A 15,679-nucleotide genomic window follows, 5' to 3' on the forward strand; every position below is an offset into this window, starting at 1 on the left:
AGGTTTCGCTTCAAGCCGCCTGCAGCGGGTCGAGTGCACGGACGTGCTCGACATGCCAGCCGATCGGCACCACGTCACCGACCCGCAGGGCGCTGTCGAACTCGGCGATCGGCTGCTTGACGAAGAAATCGCTGACCCCGCAGACCTCGAGACGGATACGGATATGGTCGCCGAGGTAGATGAACTCGGCGACGCGCCCGGTGAAGCGGTTCGGGCAATTGGCGCTGGCGCCGTTGAGCAGCACCCGCTCCGGGCGAATCGACAGGCTGACCGGCGTTCCCGCCGCACCGACGTTGACCGCCAGCGCCTCGACGGTTTCGCCACGGCCGAGCTTGACCGTGCAGCTATCACCACGCCGGTCGAGCAGATGCGCCGGCAGGCGGTTGTTCTCGCCAAGGAAGTTGGCGACGAAGGTGTTCACCGGCTTTTCGTAGAGGGTGCGCGGGTCTTCGATCTGCTGGATCTGGCCCTGATGGAACACCGCTACCCGATCGGACATGGTCAGCGCTTCGCCCTGATCGTGGGTGACGTACACCACGGTGACGCCGAGGCGTTCGTGCAGATGCTTGATCTCCATCTGCATCTGCTCGCGCAACTGCTTGTCCAGCGCGCCCAGGGGTTCGTCCATCAGCACCAGCTGCGGCTCGAAGACCAGCGCGCGAGCCAGTGCCACGCGCTGTTGCTGGCCGCCGGAGAGCTGCGCCGGATAGCGATTGCGGAAACCCTCCAGCTGGACCATCGCCAGCGCGCGCTTGACCCGCTCCTTGATGTCCGGCTTGGCCATGCCGCGCACGCTGAGCGGAAACGCCAGGTTTTCCGACACCGTCATGTGCGGAAATAGCGCGTAGTTCTGGAACACCATGCCCATGTCGCGCTTGTGCGGCGGCACGTTGTTGATCGCCCGGCCATCGAGGAGGATTTCCCCCGCCGTGGGCGTTTCGAAGCCGGCCAGCATCATCAGGCTGGTGGTTTTACCCGAGCCGGACGGCCCGAGCAGGGTGAGGAATTCGCCGCGGCGGATGTCCAGATTGAGATCCCTGACGATCAGCGACTCACCGTCATAGCTCTTCTGGATGCCGCGAAAGCTCACCAGGATATCGTTCGCCGTTGACTCGACCATGCTGCTGCACCTGCGTAACCGTTGAACCGTGGCCACAGCGTAGAAGCGCAGCGGCGGCGGAAAAATCGGTACAGCGGAGCGATTGGCCTAGGCGTGAGGGAGAGTCGCGTGTAGGGAACGCCCTACACGGCGGGTCGGTGGCTGGCGCTCAGACCAGCTTGTGTTCCATGGCGTAGCGCACCAGATCGGCCACTGAATGCGCCGCCAGCTTCTGCATCAGGCGGGCCTTGTGGGTGCTGATGGTCTTGCTGCTCAGCGCCAGCTTGCCGGCGATGTCGTTTACCGAATCGCCCTGCACCAGCCGTTCGAACACCGAGTACTCGCGTTCGGAAAGCAGCGCGTGGGGCGGCCGCGAATCGGTCAGGCCAACCTCGAAGACCATCCGGTCGGCCAGCGCCGGGTCGATGTAGCGCCCGCCACCGGCGACCTTGCGCAGTGCAGTCAGCAGCAGCGCCGGCTCGCTGTCCTTGGTCGCGTAGCCGGCCGCGCCGATCTTCAGCGCCCGCGCTGCCATCTGCGCCTCGTCGTGCATCGACAGCACGAGCACCGCCGGCGGCTGGTTCAGCGCGCGGATCCGTGGAATCGCTTCGAGGCCGTTGACGCCGGGCATGGAGATATCCAGCAGCACCACATCGCAACTGATCTGGCGCAACTGGTCGAGCAGCTGCTGGCCGCTGGCGGCCTCGCCGACCACCTGCATGTCGCGCGCCATACCGATCAACTGTTTGATGCCCTCACGGACGATGGTGTGATCCTCGGCGACCATGACCCTGATCATGACGGCAGTGCTCCAGTGCTTGCAGGTGAAGGAAGTGGCAGCGGGTCCAGCGGGACCCGTGCCGTGATGGTGGTGCCCTCGCCGGGCTGGCTGTCGATGCAGAGCTGGCCGCCGAGCATCTGGATGCGCTCGCGCATGCCCACCAGGCCGAACGAGCTGCCCGCGCTGCGCCCCGCGTCGGCGAAGCCACAGCCGTCATCGCTGACGCGCAGGCAGAGTAGGTCGCCCTCGAGCTGCAGCTGCACGCTGACCGTTTGCGCGCGGGCATGGCGCATCACGTTGGTCAACGACTCCTGAAGGATACGGAACAGGCCGATGGCCTTGGCGTTGCCCAGCGCGGGCGGGCACTCAGGCACCTCGACCAGGCAGGCCACGCCGCTGCGCTCCTCGAAGCGCCGCGCCTGCCACTCCACCGCCGAAGCGATGCCGGCGTCGAGGATCGGCGGGCGTAGCGCCGTGGCCACGTCGCGTACCCGCTGGAACAGCTGCGCGATGAGCCGCTTCATGCTTTCCAGCCGCTGCGCCAGGGCCGGGTCGAGGTCGGCGAAGCCCAGCTCGCACATCGAGGTTTCCAGCTTCAGCACGGTCAGCACCTGGCCTAGCTCGTCGTGCACCTCGCGGGCGATATGCGCCTTTTCCTCCTCGCGCACGGTCTCCAGGTGCGCGGCCAGCTCGCGCAACTGCGCGCGCGAGGCGTCCAGTTCCAGCTCGATGCGCTTGTTGTCGGTGATGTCCCAGACGATGCCGTCCCATACCTGGCGGCCATCCGGCTGGCCGCGCACGGAGGCGCGGATATCGGCCCAGCGCACCTCGCCATTGCGGTTGAGAATGCGCCCCTGCCAGCGCCAGTCCTGGCTTTTCTCAAGTGCCAGCTGCTGGCTGGCCCAGTAGCCCGCCTCGTCATCGGCGTGCACCAGGCTGCGGATGCCCTGCCCCGGCTGCAGCAGGCGCTCGGCGGAATAGCCCACCAGGCGCTGGCTGGCTTCGCTGATATAGGCGACCCGTACCGGCGCCTGCGGCCCGTCGCGCTCCAGACGGAACACCAGCCCCGGCACGTTGCCGGCCATGGCCTTCAGGCGCGCCTCGCTCTCCTGCAGTTGGGCGCTGGCGCGGCGCCGCTCGGTGATATCGGCAAGAAATACCACTAGGTATTCGCGGCTGCCGAAACGCAGAAAACTGTAGGTGACCGCCGCCGGAAAGCGCTGGCCGTCGGCGCGCAGCCATTCGCATTCGTGTACCTGGCGATCATCCTCGCCCGTGCGGGCAGCGCGCCAGCGCGCCAGCCAGGCATCCATGCCCAGCGCCGGGTCGAATCTTTCCAGCGGCTGATCCAGCAATCCGCCGGAGGAATGCCCGAGCAGCACCTCGGCGGCTTGGTTGGCGTAACGCACGCGGCTGTCCCAGTTGAGCCAGAGGATGCCGACGGTGCTGTGATCCAGACAAAACTGCGTCAAACGCTGCGCTTCTTCGGCCGCCTCGCGCAGCTCGATATCGCGCCGGGCAGTCTTCAGCCGGCTTTCCAGCACGCCATGCTGGCGCCGCTGCCAGGCCAGCATCAGCAGACAGGCCAGGAGCAGGACGCCGAGCAGCAGGCTGAGACTGCGCCAGTAGCTGACCTCGCGACCGAGATCAATGCTGCGGGTCTTGAGCCACTGTTCCTGCAACTGACTGAATTCCCGCGCCGGAAATTGCCGCAGCGCCGTATCGAGCACGGCAGCGAGTTCGGCGCTGTCACGCCGCGAAGCGATACGCAGCAGCTGCGGGTTGCCCAGATCACCGACCACCGCCAGCGAGTCGTACTCCACCTGCTGCGACAGCCGCGCGAACACCGGCTCGTCGATGACGGCATAACTGGCCTTGGCTTCCAGCACCTGACGCAGCGCATCGGCCTGGCTGGTCGCGGTCAGCACGGTGATATTGGGATAGTTGCTGGCAAGAAACTCGGTGACTGGACCCGGCCCGACGGCGGAAACCAGTTCGCTCGGATGCAGATACTCCAGGTCGATGGCGCGCGGGCCGCCACGGTCGCCGACGAGCAAGCGCGGAATGCGCAGGAAGGGATCGCTGTAATGCCACAGACGCAGGCCGGCCGGCGTCTGACGCAGGCCCGGCGCCACATCGATCAGGCCTTCGCGGGCGGCCTTCTCCAGCGCAGCCTCGTCACTGAAGCGGCGCCATTGCAGGCGCACCCCGAGGTCGTCGGCAAGATGCTCCATCAGCTGCACATGAAAGCCTGACAGGCGCCGCTGGCGCTGGTCATACTCGGCGTAGGGCGCGCCCATCACCACCCCGACGCGCCACTCCGGATGCTGCTCCAGCCAGGCACGGCTGTCGTCGTCGAGCGTCACGGCGCCAGCCGCGAACGGCAGCGCCAGGCTGATGAGAAGAACGAAACGCAGGGATAAGGCGAGCATATATTCACGCAATTGATGGGCGTGCCGACATGCTGTTGTAATGCATAACCCCTGCCGGCGCCAGCGTGGTGCCGACACCCATAGCGGAGACAATCCATGCGCTGCCTGCCTGCTTTCGTGCTTCTGTTCGGCGTCGCGCTTGGCGGCGGCGTGCCGTACATGGCCGCGGCGCAGGAGCCCGAGGCGGTTCAGGAAGCACCAGTGGATGAACCCAAGGTGCAGCGCCCGGCACCGCAAATGCGCAGCGAAGCGCTGGCCGCAGGGCTGCAACGGCAGCTCGACGCCGTCGCCCAGCTGCAACTGGGCGAGGAGGACAGGTTCCTTGCGCTCTGGCAGCCGGCGAACACGGCAAAGGCCCGCGGCGTGCTGGTCATCGTGCCCAGCGAAGGCGAAACCGCCGACTGGCCACGCGCAATCGGCCCGCTACGGCGCGGCCTTCCCGAACATGGCTGGCACACCCTGAGCCTGACGCCCGCCGATGCTGCCCTGACGCCCGGCCCGCGCATTCCCACACCACCAGCAGCGACCGAAGCGCCTGATACGCAAGAAGCACCGGACGCAGACGAGACAGGCCTGCCGTCCGAGCCCGGCAGCGCCGGTTATCTACCCGAGCAGACAGCTCCAGCGGACAGCGACGGGCCAGCGACGGAGCCGCCGCAAGCGAATGAGAATGTAGAGCAACCAAGCCATGCCGAGCGGATGCAGGCGCGTATCGATGCCGCGATCGAGCACGCCCGTACGCTGCAGGCACCGACGATCGTCCTGGTCGGCCATGGCACCGGTGCCTACTGGGCCAGCCAGTACATGGCACAGCTTCAGCCGAAGGATGTCGGCCAACTGGTGGTGATCGATCCACGTACGCCTCCGATGCCGGAGCAGCCATTGGAGGCCTATCTTGCGACGCTCGCCGTCGACGTAGGCGACTTCTATATGAACGATCGGCCGGCTGCACAGGAGCAGGCCATGCAACGACGCAACGCGGCGCGCCGTGCCGGCCACAGAGATTACCGACAGGTCGCACTGACCAATCTGACCGGCGACCGGCACTACGAACAGGAACAACTGGTGCGCCGCGTACGGGGCTGGCTGGACCGTAAGCCAGCCCGGTAGGTTGGTATCAGCGAAAGCCGCGGCGCTCGCGGATCAGGGCGTAGGCGCTATGCAGCTCGCGGGTGCGCTCGGTGGCGTCGCGCACCTGAGCGGCGTTCGCACCGGCTCCGGCCTGCTTATCGGGATGATGCTTACTCAGCAGGCGGCGGTAGGCCCGCTTGATCAGCTGCGGATCGGTATCCGCACGCACGCCCAGCAACTGCATGGCCTGCTCGTAAGCGCCACCCCGACCGGCCGGTGCCTCCTTGCGCCGAGTCGCGCCCGGATCCAGCGCCGCGACCTCGGCCGCATCCCAGCCCAACCACTTGCCCCAGAGCAGCACCAGCTCATGTTCGCGAGCGCCGATTTGCCCCTGCGCACGCGCCATGCGCCAGCAGGCCTGGATCAGACGACGATTCTCTTCACGTTGGCCGCGCAGCCGCTGCAGGGTGTCACGCAGGCCATCACCGCTGGCCTTGCCGCGATTGAACGCAGCGATGGCTTGCCGCTGCGCCGCAGCATCAAGACTCTGGCGGCGCATTTCGTCACGGGCGGCCTGGATATGTGCCGGGCTCACGCGTCCGCCACTCTTGGCCAAACGCCCCAATAGGAAGAACAGCAAATCCTGGCCTTGCAGCACTGGCTTACCGGCCAGGCGCGCACGCAGGCTGGCCCAGGAATCGAGCCCTAGCCGGCGATCCAGCACCTGCCCCAGCAGACCGCCGAGCAAAGCGCCCGGAATGCTCGCCAGCAACCAGCCGATCAGCAGCCCCAACAGCGTGATGGGCCAGAACATGTCAGCGTCGCGCCTCCAGTAGTTGCTCGACTTCAGCCAGGCGCTCGTGGGTGCCTACGTCCACCCAGAGCCCGGCATGGCACTCGCCACTCACCTGTCCATCAGCCATGGCACGTCGCAGCAACGGCGCCAGTTTGAAGGCTCCCGGCTGGCAGCCTTCGAACAGCGCCGGATGCAAAACGGAGATGCCGCTGTAGGTCAGCGCGTCGCCACTGACCTCGGGTTCCGTGACGGCCGATTCGGCCAGACTGAAATCACCCTTGGGGTGGTGTGGAGGATTATCCACCAGCACCAGATGCGCGAGCCCCGCCAGAGGGCGCCGCAGTTGGGCGAAGTCGTAGTCGGTCCAGATATCCCCGTTGACTACGAGGAACGGCTCATCGCCCAGCAGCCCCAATGCCCGATGAATTCCGCCGCCGGTCTCCAGTGGCTCGCCTTCGGCCGAATAGCGGATCGCCACGCCGAAACGCTGACCATCGCCGAGGTAGTCTTCGATCTGCTGACCGAGCCAGGCGTGGTTGATCACCAGTTCGTCGAAGCCGGCGGCCGCCAGCGCACGAACGTGGTACTCGATCAGCGGCACGCCAGCGGCGCGAACCAATGGTTTGGGCGTATGCAGTGTCAGCGGGCGCAGCCGCTCGCCCTTGCCGGCGGCCAGAATCATCGCCTTCATGCGTGCGGCGCCTGCGGCAGCTCGGCCAGCAGCTGTTGCAGCTCGGCCAGCTCTGGCCGCCGCGCCAGCACCGCCTCGATGTACGCGAAGAAGCGCGGCACGTCGGCCAGATAACGTGGCTTGCCGTCACGATGGCAGATTCGGGCGAAGATGCCGATCACCTTCAAGTGACGCTGCAGCCCCATCAGGTCACTGGCACGCAAGAACTCTTCGAGCGAATCAGGCAGCGCGACGCCGGCTGCACGCGCCTTGTGCCAGTAGCCTTTGAGCCAGGTCTGAACCTGCACTTCGGGCCAGCTGAGAAAGGCATCCTTGAACAACGAGGTGATGTCGTAGCTGACCGGACCGAGCACGGCGTCCTGAAAGTCCAGCACGCCGGGGTTCGGCTCGCTGATCATCAGATTGCGCGGCATGTAATCGCGATGCACCAGCACCCGCGGCTGCGCCAGCGCCGAGTCGATCAGCTTCTGGCAGATACGCTCCCAGGCAGCCTGCTGCGCGTCAGTGAACGTATGGCCAAGGTGGCGCTGCACATACCACTCAGGGAAGAGCTGCAACTCGCGGCGCAGCAACGCTTCGTCGTATGCCGGCATCGGCTGCGAGACAGGCTGTAACTGGAATTTCAGCAGGGCTTCGATGGCATCATCGAACAGCGCGTTGGCATTACCCTGATCGATCACGTCCAGGTATGTCTGGCGTCCCAGGTCGGAGAGCAGCAGAAAGCCGCGCTCGAGGTCGGCCGCGAGCACCTGCGGAACATGCACGCCGGCTTCATCCAGCATCTGCGCCACCTTGACGAAGGGCCGGCAGTCTTCCTGGGGCGGCGGCGCATCCATCACGATCAGGCTGCGCTCGCCGCCCTGCCAGCGGAAGTAACGGCGAAAACTGGCGTCACTACTCGCCGCTGTAAGCTGTGCGGCCGGCACTTCGCCCCAGCCGCAACGGGCGATGACTTCAGGTAGTTGCTGGTCCAGCCAGGCGCTCAGGTCCAGCAGACGTTGATCTTGATGCGGCATCCAGGGGGTCTCCACGGCGCTAGCCGATAGGCGGGTCATGCTTTATTATCCTGCATCTTTCTCAGCCCATCGAGAGGCGTGCGGCCCAGCCGGCCGATGGCTCGCCGCAAGCACGGACCAAAAAACAAGATGGCAGTCAAATACCCCGCGTTTCGTAAAAAATTCCCTCTACTGGTTACTGGCGGTCTGCTTGCATTGCAACCGGTAGCTGTACCTTTTGTCTTCGCAGCCGAACAGTTTGCCTGCCAACCCGATGCGACCGGTGGCTGGAATTGCGCTTCCAATGTGCCGAGCCAGACACTGCCGCCGCGCCCGGCGCAAAGCGGTAGCGTTGCGACCACGCCGAGCACCAGCAAGTCGACAACCGCCAAGGCGCAGGCGCCGACGGCAACCACCAAGCTGGTCACCGAAAGCAAAGGCCGCGCCCTTGCCTCGCGCAGCGCTGACTTCAGCCACCTCGACTGGGTGCCGCGCGATCAGCTGACCCCAGCCCAGCTCGCCGAAACCGGTCCGTACTGCGCCGGCACCTATGTCGAGCCGGATCGTCCTGGCAAGTTCGACACCACGCCGATGAGCGAAGCGCCGACCTATGTGTCGGCCAAGGCGACACGCTACGAGCAGGAGCAGGAAATCGCCACCCTCGCCGGCGAGGTGGTCCTGCGTCAGGGCAGCATCCAGGTCGAGGCGGACGAAGCCAGCCTGCACCAGCTGGAAAATCGCGGCGAGCTGACCGGCAACGTGCGCTTCCGCGACCGTGACGCACTGCTGGTCGGCGATCGCGCCGAAATCTTCCTCGACAGCGGCGAAGCCAAGGTGGAAAACGCCGAGTACGTCGTGCATTCCGGCAAGGTCCGCGGCAGCGCGCAATACGCCAAGCGCGAAGAGACCGCGATCATCCGCCTCAAGGATGGCACCTATACGAGCTGCGAACCGGGTGAAAACACCTGGCACCTGAAGGGCAACAACGTCACGCTGAACCCGGCCACCGGCTTTGGTTCGGCAACCAACGTCACGCTGCGGGTCAAGGATATTCCGGTGTTCTACACACCCTATATCCACTTCCCCATCGATGACCGTCGCCAGTCGGGCTTCCTCGCGCCGAGCATCGGTTCCTCCAGCGATACCGGTCTTTCGCTGCAGACGCCCTATTACTTCAACCTGGCGCCGAACTTCGACGCGACCCTGTATCCGCACCTGATGACCGACCGCGGGCTGCTGATGGAAGGCGAGTTCCGCTACCTGACCCGCAGCAGCGAAGGCCAGTTCGGCGCAGCCTACTTGGACGACAGCAACGACGACCGCAAGCTGCAGTCCGAGTACGAAGACCAGCGCTGGATGTACAGCTGGCAGAACCGTACCGGGCTGGATTCGCGCTGGCTCGCCGAGGTGGACTACACCGATATCAGCGATCCGTACTACTTCCAGGATCTGAGCACCAACCTGGATATAAATCAGCCTGATCACCTTGATCAGCGCGGCACGCTCACCTATCGCGGCAACACCTACACAGCGCGCCTGAACATGCACGCCTATGAGCGCGCCACGGTCACTGACATCACGCCTTACGAGCGATTGCCGCAGCTCACCCTGGACGGGCGCCTGCCTTTCCAGCCGGGCGGCCTGAATTTCGCTTACAAGACCGAGTTCGTCAGCTTCCAGCGCAGCCTGCGCAGCGGCAACTTCATCAACGAGGATGGGGGCGAAGAAACGTGGTACGACGAGAACCTAAGAGGTCTTAACCGCGCGGAAGGCGAACGTCTTCACTTAGAGCCCGGAGTTAGCTTACCCCTGAACTGGTCGTGGGGCTTCATCAAGCCTTCGCTGAAATACGCATATACCAAGTACGACGTGACACTCGACAACAAGGGTAAGTTTGGTGCTGGCGGCGTTGGAGCGAACTTCAACGACACACCCGACCGCAGCGTGCCAATCCTGAGTGTCGACAGCGGCTTGTACTTCGACCGCGACACCCAGTGGTTCGGCAAGGACTATCGCCAGACCCTCGAGCCGCGCATGTTCTATCTCTACGTACCGGAAGAGGATCAGGACGACATCCCGATCTTCGATACCGGCGAGAGCAGCTTCAGCTATTCATCGCTATGGCGCGAGAACCGCTTCTCTGGAAAAGATCGCATTGGCGACGCCAATCAGGTTTCGCTCGGCGTGACCAATCGCTGGGTAGAGCCCAACGGCTTCGAGCGTCAGCGCTTCAGCATCGGCCAGGCGTTTTACTTCAAAGATCGCGAGGTGCAACTCCGCGGCATCGACTACCGCACACGCGCCAGCGCCACTTCCGACGTATCGCCGTATGCGCTGGAATACATGTACCGCTACAACCGCGACTGGCGCTTCACCTCGACCTTCAACTGGGATCCGGACAGCCACAGCACGCGCTCCGGCAGTGCCATGTGGCATTACCAGCCGGAAGACAACCCAGGCAAGATCGTCAACCTCGGCTATCGCTACCGCAACGACACCATGCGTTTCGACCAAGCATCCGGAGAGTGGACCTATGGAGGGGATTACGGTCGAGAGGAATACGAAAACGACGGAAACCCAAACACCGTTTTCATCAAGGACTACTACAAGATCAACCAGCATGACTTCTCGGTCATCTGGCCGGTCGTCCCGCAATGGAGCGTCATCGCCCGCTGGCAGCATGACTACAGCCGCAGCCGCACGCTGGAAGCCTTCGGTGGCTTCGAGTACGACAGCTGCTGCTGGAAGCTGCGCCTGATCAATCGCTACTGGGTCGACTACGACGAGACCAGCCTCAACCCCGACCGCAACGACGAGCCGGACCGCGGCATCTTCCTGCAGATCGTCCTCAAGGGACTCGGCGGCGTAGTTGGCAATGCGACCGAAACTTTCCTCGACGAAGGCATCCAAGGCTACCGTGAACGTGAAGATCAAGCTTTCTGAAGTACTGCGCCCGCTCGCGCTCGGCGCTCTGCTGCTGAGCGGTGCGACTCTCGCGCCTGCGGCCCTCGCTCAGGTGAAACCATTGGACCGCGTGGTGGCGATTGTCGATAACGACGTCATCATGCAGAGCCAGCTGCAGCAGCGGATTCGTGAAGTCCAGCAGACCATCGAGAAGCGTGGTGCCGATGCACCACCGATGGATGTGTTGCAGCAGCAGGTACTGGAACGCCTGATCACCGAGAATCTGCAGTTGCAGATTGGTGAGCGCTCCGGCATTCGCATCGCCGACGAAGAACTCAACCAGGCCATGGGTACCATTGCCCAGCGCAACAACATGTCGCTGGAGCAGTTCCGCGAGGCGTTGTCGCGTGATGGTCTGAGCCTGGAAAGCGCGCGCGAGCAGATCCGCCGCGAAATGGTCATCAGCCGCGTGCGTCAGCGTCGGGTGGCCGAGCGCATCCAGGTATCCAACCAGGAGGTGCAGAACTTCCTGGCTTCCGACCTCGGCAAGCTGCAACTGTCCGAGGAGTATCACCTGGCGAACATCCTCATCCCGGTTCCAGAAGCGGCTGATTCGGCAACCATCCAGGCTGCCGAACGTACCGCGATGGATACCTACCAGCAGTTGCAACAGGGCGCCGACTTTGCCCGCCTTGCCGTGTCTCGTTCCGGCAGCGAGAACGCACTGGAAGGCGGCGACATGGGCTGGCGCAAGGCGGCTCAACTACCGCCGCCCTTCGATGCCGTAGTACGCGAGCTGTCGATCGGTGAAGTGACCGAGCCGGTGCGCACGCCGCCGGGCTTCATCATGCTGAAGCTGCTGGAAAAACGTGGCGGCGAGACGCAGGTGCGTGACGAAGTGCATGTCCGTCACATCCTGATCAAGCCCAGCGCGATCCGCAGTGAAGAGGAAGCGCGCCTGCTGGTGCAACGCCTGCGCGACCGCATCAGTGCTGGCGAAGACTTCGCCCAGTTGGCCAAGAGCTTCTCCGAAGATCCGGGCTCGGCGCTCAACGGCGGCGACCTGAACTGGATCGACCCAGCCTCGCTGGTACCCGAGTTCCGCGAAGTCATGGCGAACACGGCGAGCGGCGAACTCTCTCCGGTGTTCAAGTCGCCCTACGGCTGGCATATCCTCGAAGTGCTCGGCCGCCGTGCCACCGACGCCAGCGAGCAGTTCCGCGAGCAACAGGCGCTGAGCCTGCTGCGCAACCGCAAGTACGATGAGGAGTTGCAGGCCTGGCTGCGCCAGATCCGCGACGAAGCCTACGTCGAGATCAAGCTCTAAGCTTCAAGTAGAAGTCATACGTTAGACAGGAATGCGGGGTGTTGGCCGAAGGGTCGCCACCCCGTTTTTCATTCCGGCGGCAACCACCACCCCAATCCGAGAGTGCCTCGATGTCTGTTTCCTGCCCCTTCGTTCTCACGCCCGGCGAACCGGCCGGCATCGGTCCGGATCTCTGCCTGCTGCTTGCGCGTGAGGCCCAGCCTCAGACCCTGATAGCCATTGCCAGTCGCGCGCTGCTGGCCGAGCGCGCTGCGCAGCTCGGGTTGGCGATCGAGCTGCGTTCAGTCGACCCGCATAGCTGGCCAAGCGAACCGGCACCAGCCAACAGCCTGTACGTCTGGGACACGCCACTCGATGCACCAGTGACGGCAGGCCAGCTCGATTCGCGCAATGGTCGCTACGTTCTGGAGACGCTGACACGCGCTGGAAAAGGGTGTCTGGACGGCAGCTTCGCCGGCATGATTACCGCGCCTGTACACAAGGGCGTGATCAATGAGGCCGGCATCCCCTTTTCCGGCCACACGGAGTTTCTCGCCGAGCTGACCCACACCGAGCAGGTGGTGATGATGCTTGCCACACGCGGCTTGCGCGTCGCACTGGTGACCACGCATCTGCCGCTCAAGGATGTCGCGGCAGCAGTTACACCGGAGCGTCTGGAGCGGGTTACGCGGATACTGCACAACGATCTGGTCAGCAAGTTCGGTATTGCCCGACCGCGCATTCTGGTCTGCGGGCTGAACCCGCATGCCGGTGAGGGTGGACACCTGGGCCGCGAAGAGATCGAAATCATCGAGCCGGCGCTTGCCAGGCTGCGCGAAGAAGGCATCGATCTGGTCGGTCCGCTACCGGCCGACACACTGTTCACGCCAAAGCATCTCGAGCGTTGTGATGCCGTGCTGGCGATGTACCACGACCAGGGCTTGCCAGTGCTGAAGTACAAAGGCTTCGGTGCCGCGGTCAATGTCACGCTCGGCCTGCCGATCGTGCGCACCTCGGTCGATCACGGCACCGCGCTGGACCTGGCCGGCAGCGGCAGGATCGACACCGGCAGCCTGCAAGTCGCGCTGGAAACGGCGTACCAGATGGCCGCCAGCCAGCGCTAGCGAGCACCGCACGCGGCTCGAACGATCTTCTTGCTGCCCTCGCCTGCTAAAATACGCGCCTTATCCGTTTCTCAGCTTCAAGCTTCAGGCTTCAAGCTGCTCCCTGGAGCCCCGATGTCCGATTACCAGCACCGCGCGCGCAAGCGCTTTGGCCAGAACTTCCTGCACGACGCCGGCGTCATCCACCGTATCCTGCGGGCGATTCATGCCAAGCCGGGTGAGCGACTGGTGGAAATCGGCCCAGGCCAGGGTGCCCTCACCGAGGGACTGCTCGACAGCGGTGCACATCTGGATGTGGTCGAACTCGACCTCGACCTGATCCCGATCCTGCAGGGCAAGTTTGCCGAACGCGACAACTTCACTCTGCATCAGGGCGACGCATTGAAGTTCGACTTCAGCCGCCTGAGTGCGGAGCCGAACAGCCTGCGCATCGTCGGCAACCTGCCCTACAACATTTCCACGCCGCTGATCTTCCATCTGCTCGCCCATGCGCACCTCATTCGCGACATGCACTTCATGCTGCAGAAGGAAGTGGTGGAGCGCCTTGCGGCCACGCCGGGCGGTGGCGACTGGGGCCGTCTTTCCATCATGGTGCAGTACCACTGCCGCGTGGAGCACCTGTTCAACGTCGGGCCAGGTGCGTTCAACCCGGCGCCAAAGGTCGATTCGGCGATCGTTCGCCTGGTGCCCCACGAAACGTTGCCGCATCCAGCGCGCGACCATCGTCAACTCGAGCGCGTGGTACGCGAGGCGTTCAACCAGCGGCGCAAGACCTTGCGCAACACCCTCAAGGGCCTGCTGGATGCCGATGCCATCGCAGCAGCGGACGTGGATGGCAGCCTGCGCCCCGAGCAGCTGGACCTCGCCGCCTTCGTTCGCCTTTCCGATCAACTGACCGAGCGTAGCTAGGGCCGAGCCCTACTGCCCTCCAGCGAGCAGGCCATGTCCGAAGATAAACGTTATTGCATCGACGTCAGCGTCACGCCCCGCTATCTGGCCGCGCAATCGGAGCCGGAACAAAACCGCTATGCCTTTGCCTACACCGTAACCATCGAGAACAAAGGAGAGGTGGCAGCGCAGTTGCTGTCGCGGCACTGGATCATCACCGACGGCGATGGCCAGGTGCAGGAAGTGCGCGGCGCCGGAGTGATCGGCGAGCAGCCGCTGATCGCGCCTGGTGAACATCACGTCTATACCAGCGGGACACTGCTGGCGACCTGTGTCGGCAGCATGCAAGGCAGCTACGAGATGTTGGCCGAGGATGGTCACAGCTTCGATGCGCTCATTGCACCGTTCCGCCTGGCCGTACCCGGAGCATTGCATTGACGACCTATGCCGTCGGCGACCTGCAAGGTTGCCTCGAACCACTGACATGCCTGCTGGAGCGCGTGGACTTCAGCCCCTCGCGCGACTGCCTATGGCTGGCTGGCGATCTGGTCAACCGCGGCCCGCAATCGCTGGAGGCGCTGCGCTTCGTACGCGAACTCGGGTCGTCCGCGATCACCGTCCTCGGCAATCACGATTTGCACCTGCTGGCGGTGGCTCACAACATCGAAAGGATGCGCAAATCCGATACCCTGCAATCGATCCTGGAGGCACCGGATCGGACCGATCTGATCGACTGGCTGCGCCAGCAGAAGCTCATCCATTACGATGCCCCGCGCCACACCGCCATGGTGCATGCCGGCATTCCGCCGCAGTGGTCACTGGAAAAGGCGCTCAAGCGTGCCACCGAGGTTGAGCAGGCGCTACAGGACGATGCACTGCTGATGCCCTTCCTCGATGGCATGTATGGCAATCAACCGTCGAAATGGAACAAGGAGCTGCACGGTGTGCCGCGGCTGCGCCTGATCACCAACTATTTCACCCGTATGCGCTTCTGCAAGGCCGACGGCACCCTCGATCTGGAAGCGAAAGAAGGCGCCGATAGCGCTCCGGCCGGCTATGCACCCTGGTTCAGCCATGCCAATCGCAAGACCCGCAACGTCAAGCTGATCTTCGGCCACTGGGCCGCATTGGAAGGCCAGTGCGACGAACCGAACGTCTTCGCGCTGGACACCGGCTGCGTCTGGGGCAACGCCATGACCCTCATGAACCTCGACAGCGGCGAAATGCATCGCTGCGAATGTGAACACGGTAAACCCGCATGACCGACTTCAAACGCATCCCGCCGGAACAGGCACAGACCATGCGCAGCAGTGGCGCCGTGGTCGTGGATATTCGCGACCCGCACAGCTATGCCAACGGCCATATCAGTGGCTCGCTGCATCTGGATAACCACTCGCTGCCGGATTTCATCGCCGCGGCCGATCTCGACCAGCCATTGATCGTGACCTGCTATCACGGCCACTCCAGCCAGAGCGCAGCGGCGTATCTGGCCAATCAGGGTTTCTCGGATGTCTACAGCCTCGACGGTGGCTTCGAGCTATGGCGACATACCTATCCCAGCGAAGTCGAGCGCGACGAACAAGCGTAAAAAA

At 64.1% G+C, this 15,679-nt stretch carries 14 protein-coding genes; 8 read left to right on the forward strand and 6 right to left on the reverse strand.

The window, feature by feature from the left end; translation table 11 throughout:
• Positions 1 to 10: 10 nt before the first annotated feature.
• The 3 genes from PSEST_RS17775 to PSEST_RS17785 form a co-directional block, all read right to left on the reverse strand.
• Entirely contained in the window at positions 11 to 1,120 is a 1,110-nt protein-coding gene (locus tag PSEST_RS17775; RefSeq protein ID WP_015278325.1) for an ABC transporter ATP-binding protein, read from the reverse strand.
• Between the two features lie 148 nt (positions 1,121 to 1,268).
• Complete coding sequence (locus tag PSEST_RS17780; RefSeq protein WP_015278326.1) at positions 1,269 to 1,898, reverse strand: response regulator transcription factor; 630 nt, start codon at positions 1,896 to 1,898, stop codon at positions 1,269 to 1,271.
• On the reverse strand, positions 1,895 to 4,312 hold the full coding sequence (locus PSEST_RS17785) for a PAS domain-containing sensor histidine kinase (RefSeq protein WP_015278327.1): 2,418 nt from the start codon (positions 4,310 to 4,312) through the stop codon (positions 1,895 to 1,897). The genes PSEST_RS17780 and PSEST_RS17785 overlap by 4 nt, the downstream gene beginning before the upstream one ends.
• 96 nt (positions 4,313 to 4,408) lie before the next feature.
• Between PSEST_RS17785 and PSEST_RS17790 the strand changes: the two genes are divergently transcribed.
• Positions 4,409 to 5,422, forward strand: coding sequence for an alpha/beta hydrolase family protein (locus PSEST_RS17790; protein ID WP_015278328.1), 1,014 nt, complete (start codon positions 4,409 to 4,411; stop codon positions 5,420 to 5,422).
• Between the two features lie 7 nt (positions 5,423 to 5,429).
• Here PSEST_RS17790 and PSEST_RS17795 read toward each other — a convergent pair whose 3' ends face one another.
• The 3 genes from PSEST_RS17795 to PSEST_RS17805 are packed head-to-tail and all read right to left on the reverse strand — an operon-like array spanning position 5,430 to position 7,886.
• Positions 5,430 to 6,197, reverse strand: a complete 768-nt coding sequence (locus PSEST_RS17795) for a TerB family tellurite resistance protein (protein ID WP_015278329.1) — start codon at positions 6,195 to 6,197, stop codon at positions 5,430 to 5,432.
• A 1-nt stretch (position 6,198) separates the two neighbouring features.
• Positions 6,199 to 6,870 (reverse strand): N-acetylmuramate alpha-1-phosphate uridylyltransferase MurU, encoded by a 672-nt coding sequence (murU, locus tag PSEST_RS17800; protein ID WP_015278330.1) that lies wholly within the window; start codon positions 6,868 to 6,870, stop codon positions 6,199 to 6,201.
• Positions 6,867 to 7,886 carry an aminoglycoside phosphotransferase family protein gene (locus PSEST_RS17805; protein ID WP_041756773.1) on the reverse strand — a complete coding sequence of 340 codons (1,020 nt, stop codon included), beginning with the start codon at positions 7,884 to 7,886 and terminating at the stop codon, positions 6,867 to 6,869. The genes murU and PSEST_RS17805 overlap by 4 nt, the downstream gene beginning before the upstream one ends.
• A gap of 129 nt (positions 7,887 to 8,015) precedes the next feature.
• Between PSEST_RS17805 and PSEST_RS17810 the strand changes: the two genes are divergently transcribed.
• From PSEST_RS17810 to glpE, 7 genes are all read left to right on the forward strand, one after another.
• Positions 8,016 to 10,808 carry an LPS-assembly protein LptD gene (locus PSEST_RS17810; protein ID WP_015278332.1) on the forward strand — a complete coding sequence of 931 codons (2,793 nt, stop codon included), beginning with the start codon at positions 8,016 to 8,018 and terminating at the stop codon, positions 10,806 to 10,808.
• Positions 10,789 to 12,096, forward strand: a complete 1,308-nt coding sequence (locus PSEST_RS17815) for a peptidylprolyl isomerase (RefSeq protein WP_041757084.1) — start codon at positions 10,789 to 10,791, stop codon at positions 12,094 to 12,096. Before PSEST_RS17810 ends, PSEST_RS17815 begins: the two co-directional genes overlap by 20 nt.
• Before the next feature lie 110 nt (positions 12,097 to 12,206).
• The gene (pdxA, locus tag PSEST_RS17820; RefSeq protein ID WP_015278334.1) at positions 12,207 to 13,199 is read left to right on the forward strand and encodes a 4-hydroxythreonine-4-phosphate dehydrogenase PdxA; all 993 of its coding nucleotides are present in this window, start codon (positions 12,207 to 12,209) and stop codon (positions 13,197 to 13,199) included.
• A gap of 114 nt (positions 13,200 to 13,313) precedes the next feature.
• A complete protein-coding gene (gene rsmA, locus PSEST_RS17825) occupies positions 13,314 to 14,108 on the forward strand; it encodes a 16S rRNA (adenine(1518)-N(6)/adenine(1519)-N(6))-dimethyltransferase RsmA (RefSeq protein ID WP_015278335.1) in 795 nt (264 codons plus the stop codon).
• 33 nt (positions 14,109 to 14,141) lie between these two features.
• Positions 14,142 to 14,525 (forward strand): Co2+/Mg2+ efflux protein ApaG, encoded by a 384-nt coding sequence (apaG, locus tag PSEST_RS17830; RefSeq protein WP_015278336.1) that lies wholly within the window; start codon positions 14,142 to 14,144, stop codon positions 14,523 to 14,525.
• A complete protein-coding gene (locus tag PSEST_RS17835; protein ID WP_015278337.1) occupies positions 14,522 to 15,349 on the forward strand; it encodes a symmetrical bis(5'-nucleosyl)-tetraphosphatase in 828 nt (275 codons plus the stop codon). The genes apaG and PSEST_RS17835 overlap by 4 nt, the downstream gene beginning before the upstream one ends.
• Positions 15,346 to 15,675 (forward strand): thiosulfate sulfurtransferase GlpE, encoded by a 330-nt coding sequence (gene glpE / locus PSEST_RS17840; protein WP_015278338.1) that lies wholly within the window; start codon positions 15,346 to 15,348, stop codon positions 15,673 to 15,675. The genes PSEST_RS17835 and glpE overlap by 4 nt, the downstream gene beginning before the upstream one ends.
• Positions 15,676 to 15,679: the final 4 nt, after the last annotated feature.

It is taken from the genome of Stutzerimonas stutzeri RCH2, assembly GCF_000327065.1.
GTDB lineage: Bacteria > Pseudomonadota > Gammaproteobacteria > Pseudomonadales > Pseudomonadaceae > Stutzerimonas > Stutzerimonas stutzeri_AE.

Excerpts from the sequence above, each read along its gene's own strand:
- PSEST_RS17775 (WP_015278325.1), bottom strand. The coding sequence starts at position 1,120 with ATGGTCGAGTCAACGGCGAACGATATCCTGGTGAGCTTTCGCGGCATC.
- PSEST_RS17780 (WP_015278326.1), bottom strand. The coding sequence starts at position 1,898 with ATGATCAGGGTCATGGTCGCCGAGGATCACACCATCGTCCGTGAGGGC.
- PSEST_RS17785 (WP_015278327.1), bottom strand. The coding sequence starts at position 4,312 with ATGCTCGCCTTATCCCTGCGTTTCGTTCTTCTCATCAGCCTGGCGCTG.
- PSEST_RS17790 (WP_015278328.1), top strand. The coding sequence starts at position 4,409 with ATGCGCTGCCTGCCTGCTTTCGTGCTTCTGTTCGGCGTCGCGCTTGGC.
- PSEST_RS17795 (WP_015278329.1), bottom strand. The coding sequence starts at position 6,197 with ATGTTCTGGCCCATCACGCTGTTGGGGCTGCTGATCGGCTGGTTGCTG.
- murU (WP_015278330.1), bottom strand. The coding sequence starts at position 6,870 with ATGAAGGCGATGATTCTGGCCGCCGGCAAGGGCGAGCGGCTGCGCCCG.
- PSEST_RS17805 (WP_041756773.1), bottom strand. The coding sequence starts at position 7,886 with ATGCCGCATCAAGATCAACGTCTGCTGGACCTGAGCGCCTGGCTGGAC.
- PSEST_RS17810 (WP_015278332.1), top strand. The coding sequence starts at position 8,016 with ATGGCAGTCAAATACCCCGCGTTTCGTAAAAAATTCCCTCTACTGGTT.
- pdxA (WP_015278334.1), top strand. The coding sequence starts at position 12,207 with ATGTCTGTTTCCTGCCCCTTCGTTCTCACGCCCGGCGAACCGGCCGGC.
- rsmA (WP_015278335.1), top strand. The coding sequence starts at position 13,314 with ATGTCCGATTACCAGCACCGCGCGCGCAAGCGCTTTGGCCAGAACTTC.
- apaG (WP_015278336.1), top strand. The coding sequence starts at position 14,142 with ATGTCCGAAGATAAACGTTATTGCATCGACGTCAGCGTCACGCCCCGC.
- glpE (WP_015278338.1), top strand. The coding sequence starts at position 15,346 with ATGACCGACTTCAAACGCATCCCGCCGGAACAGGCACAGACCATGCGC.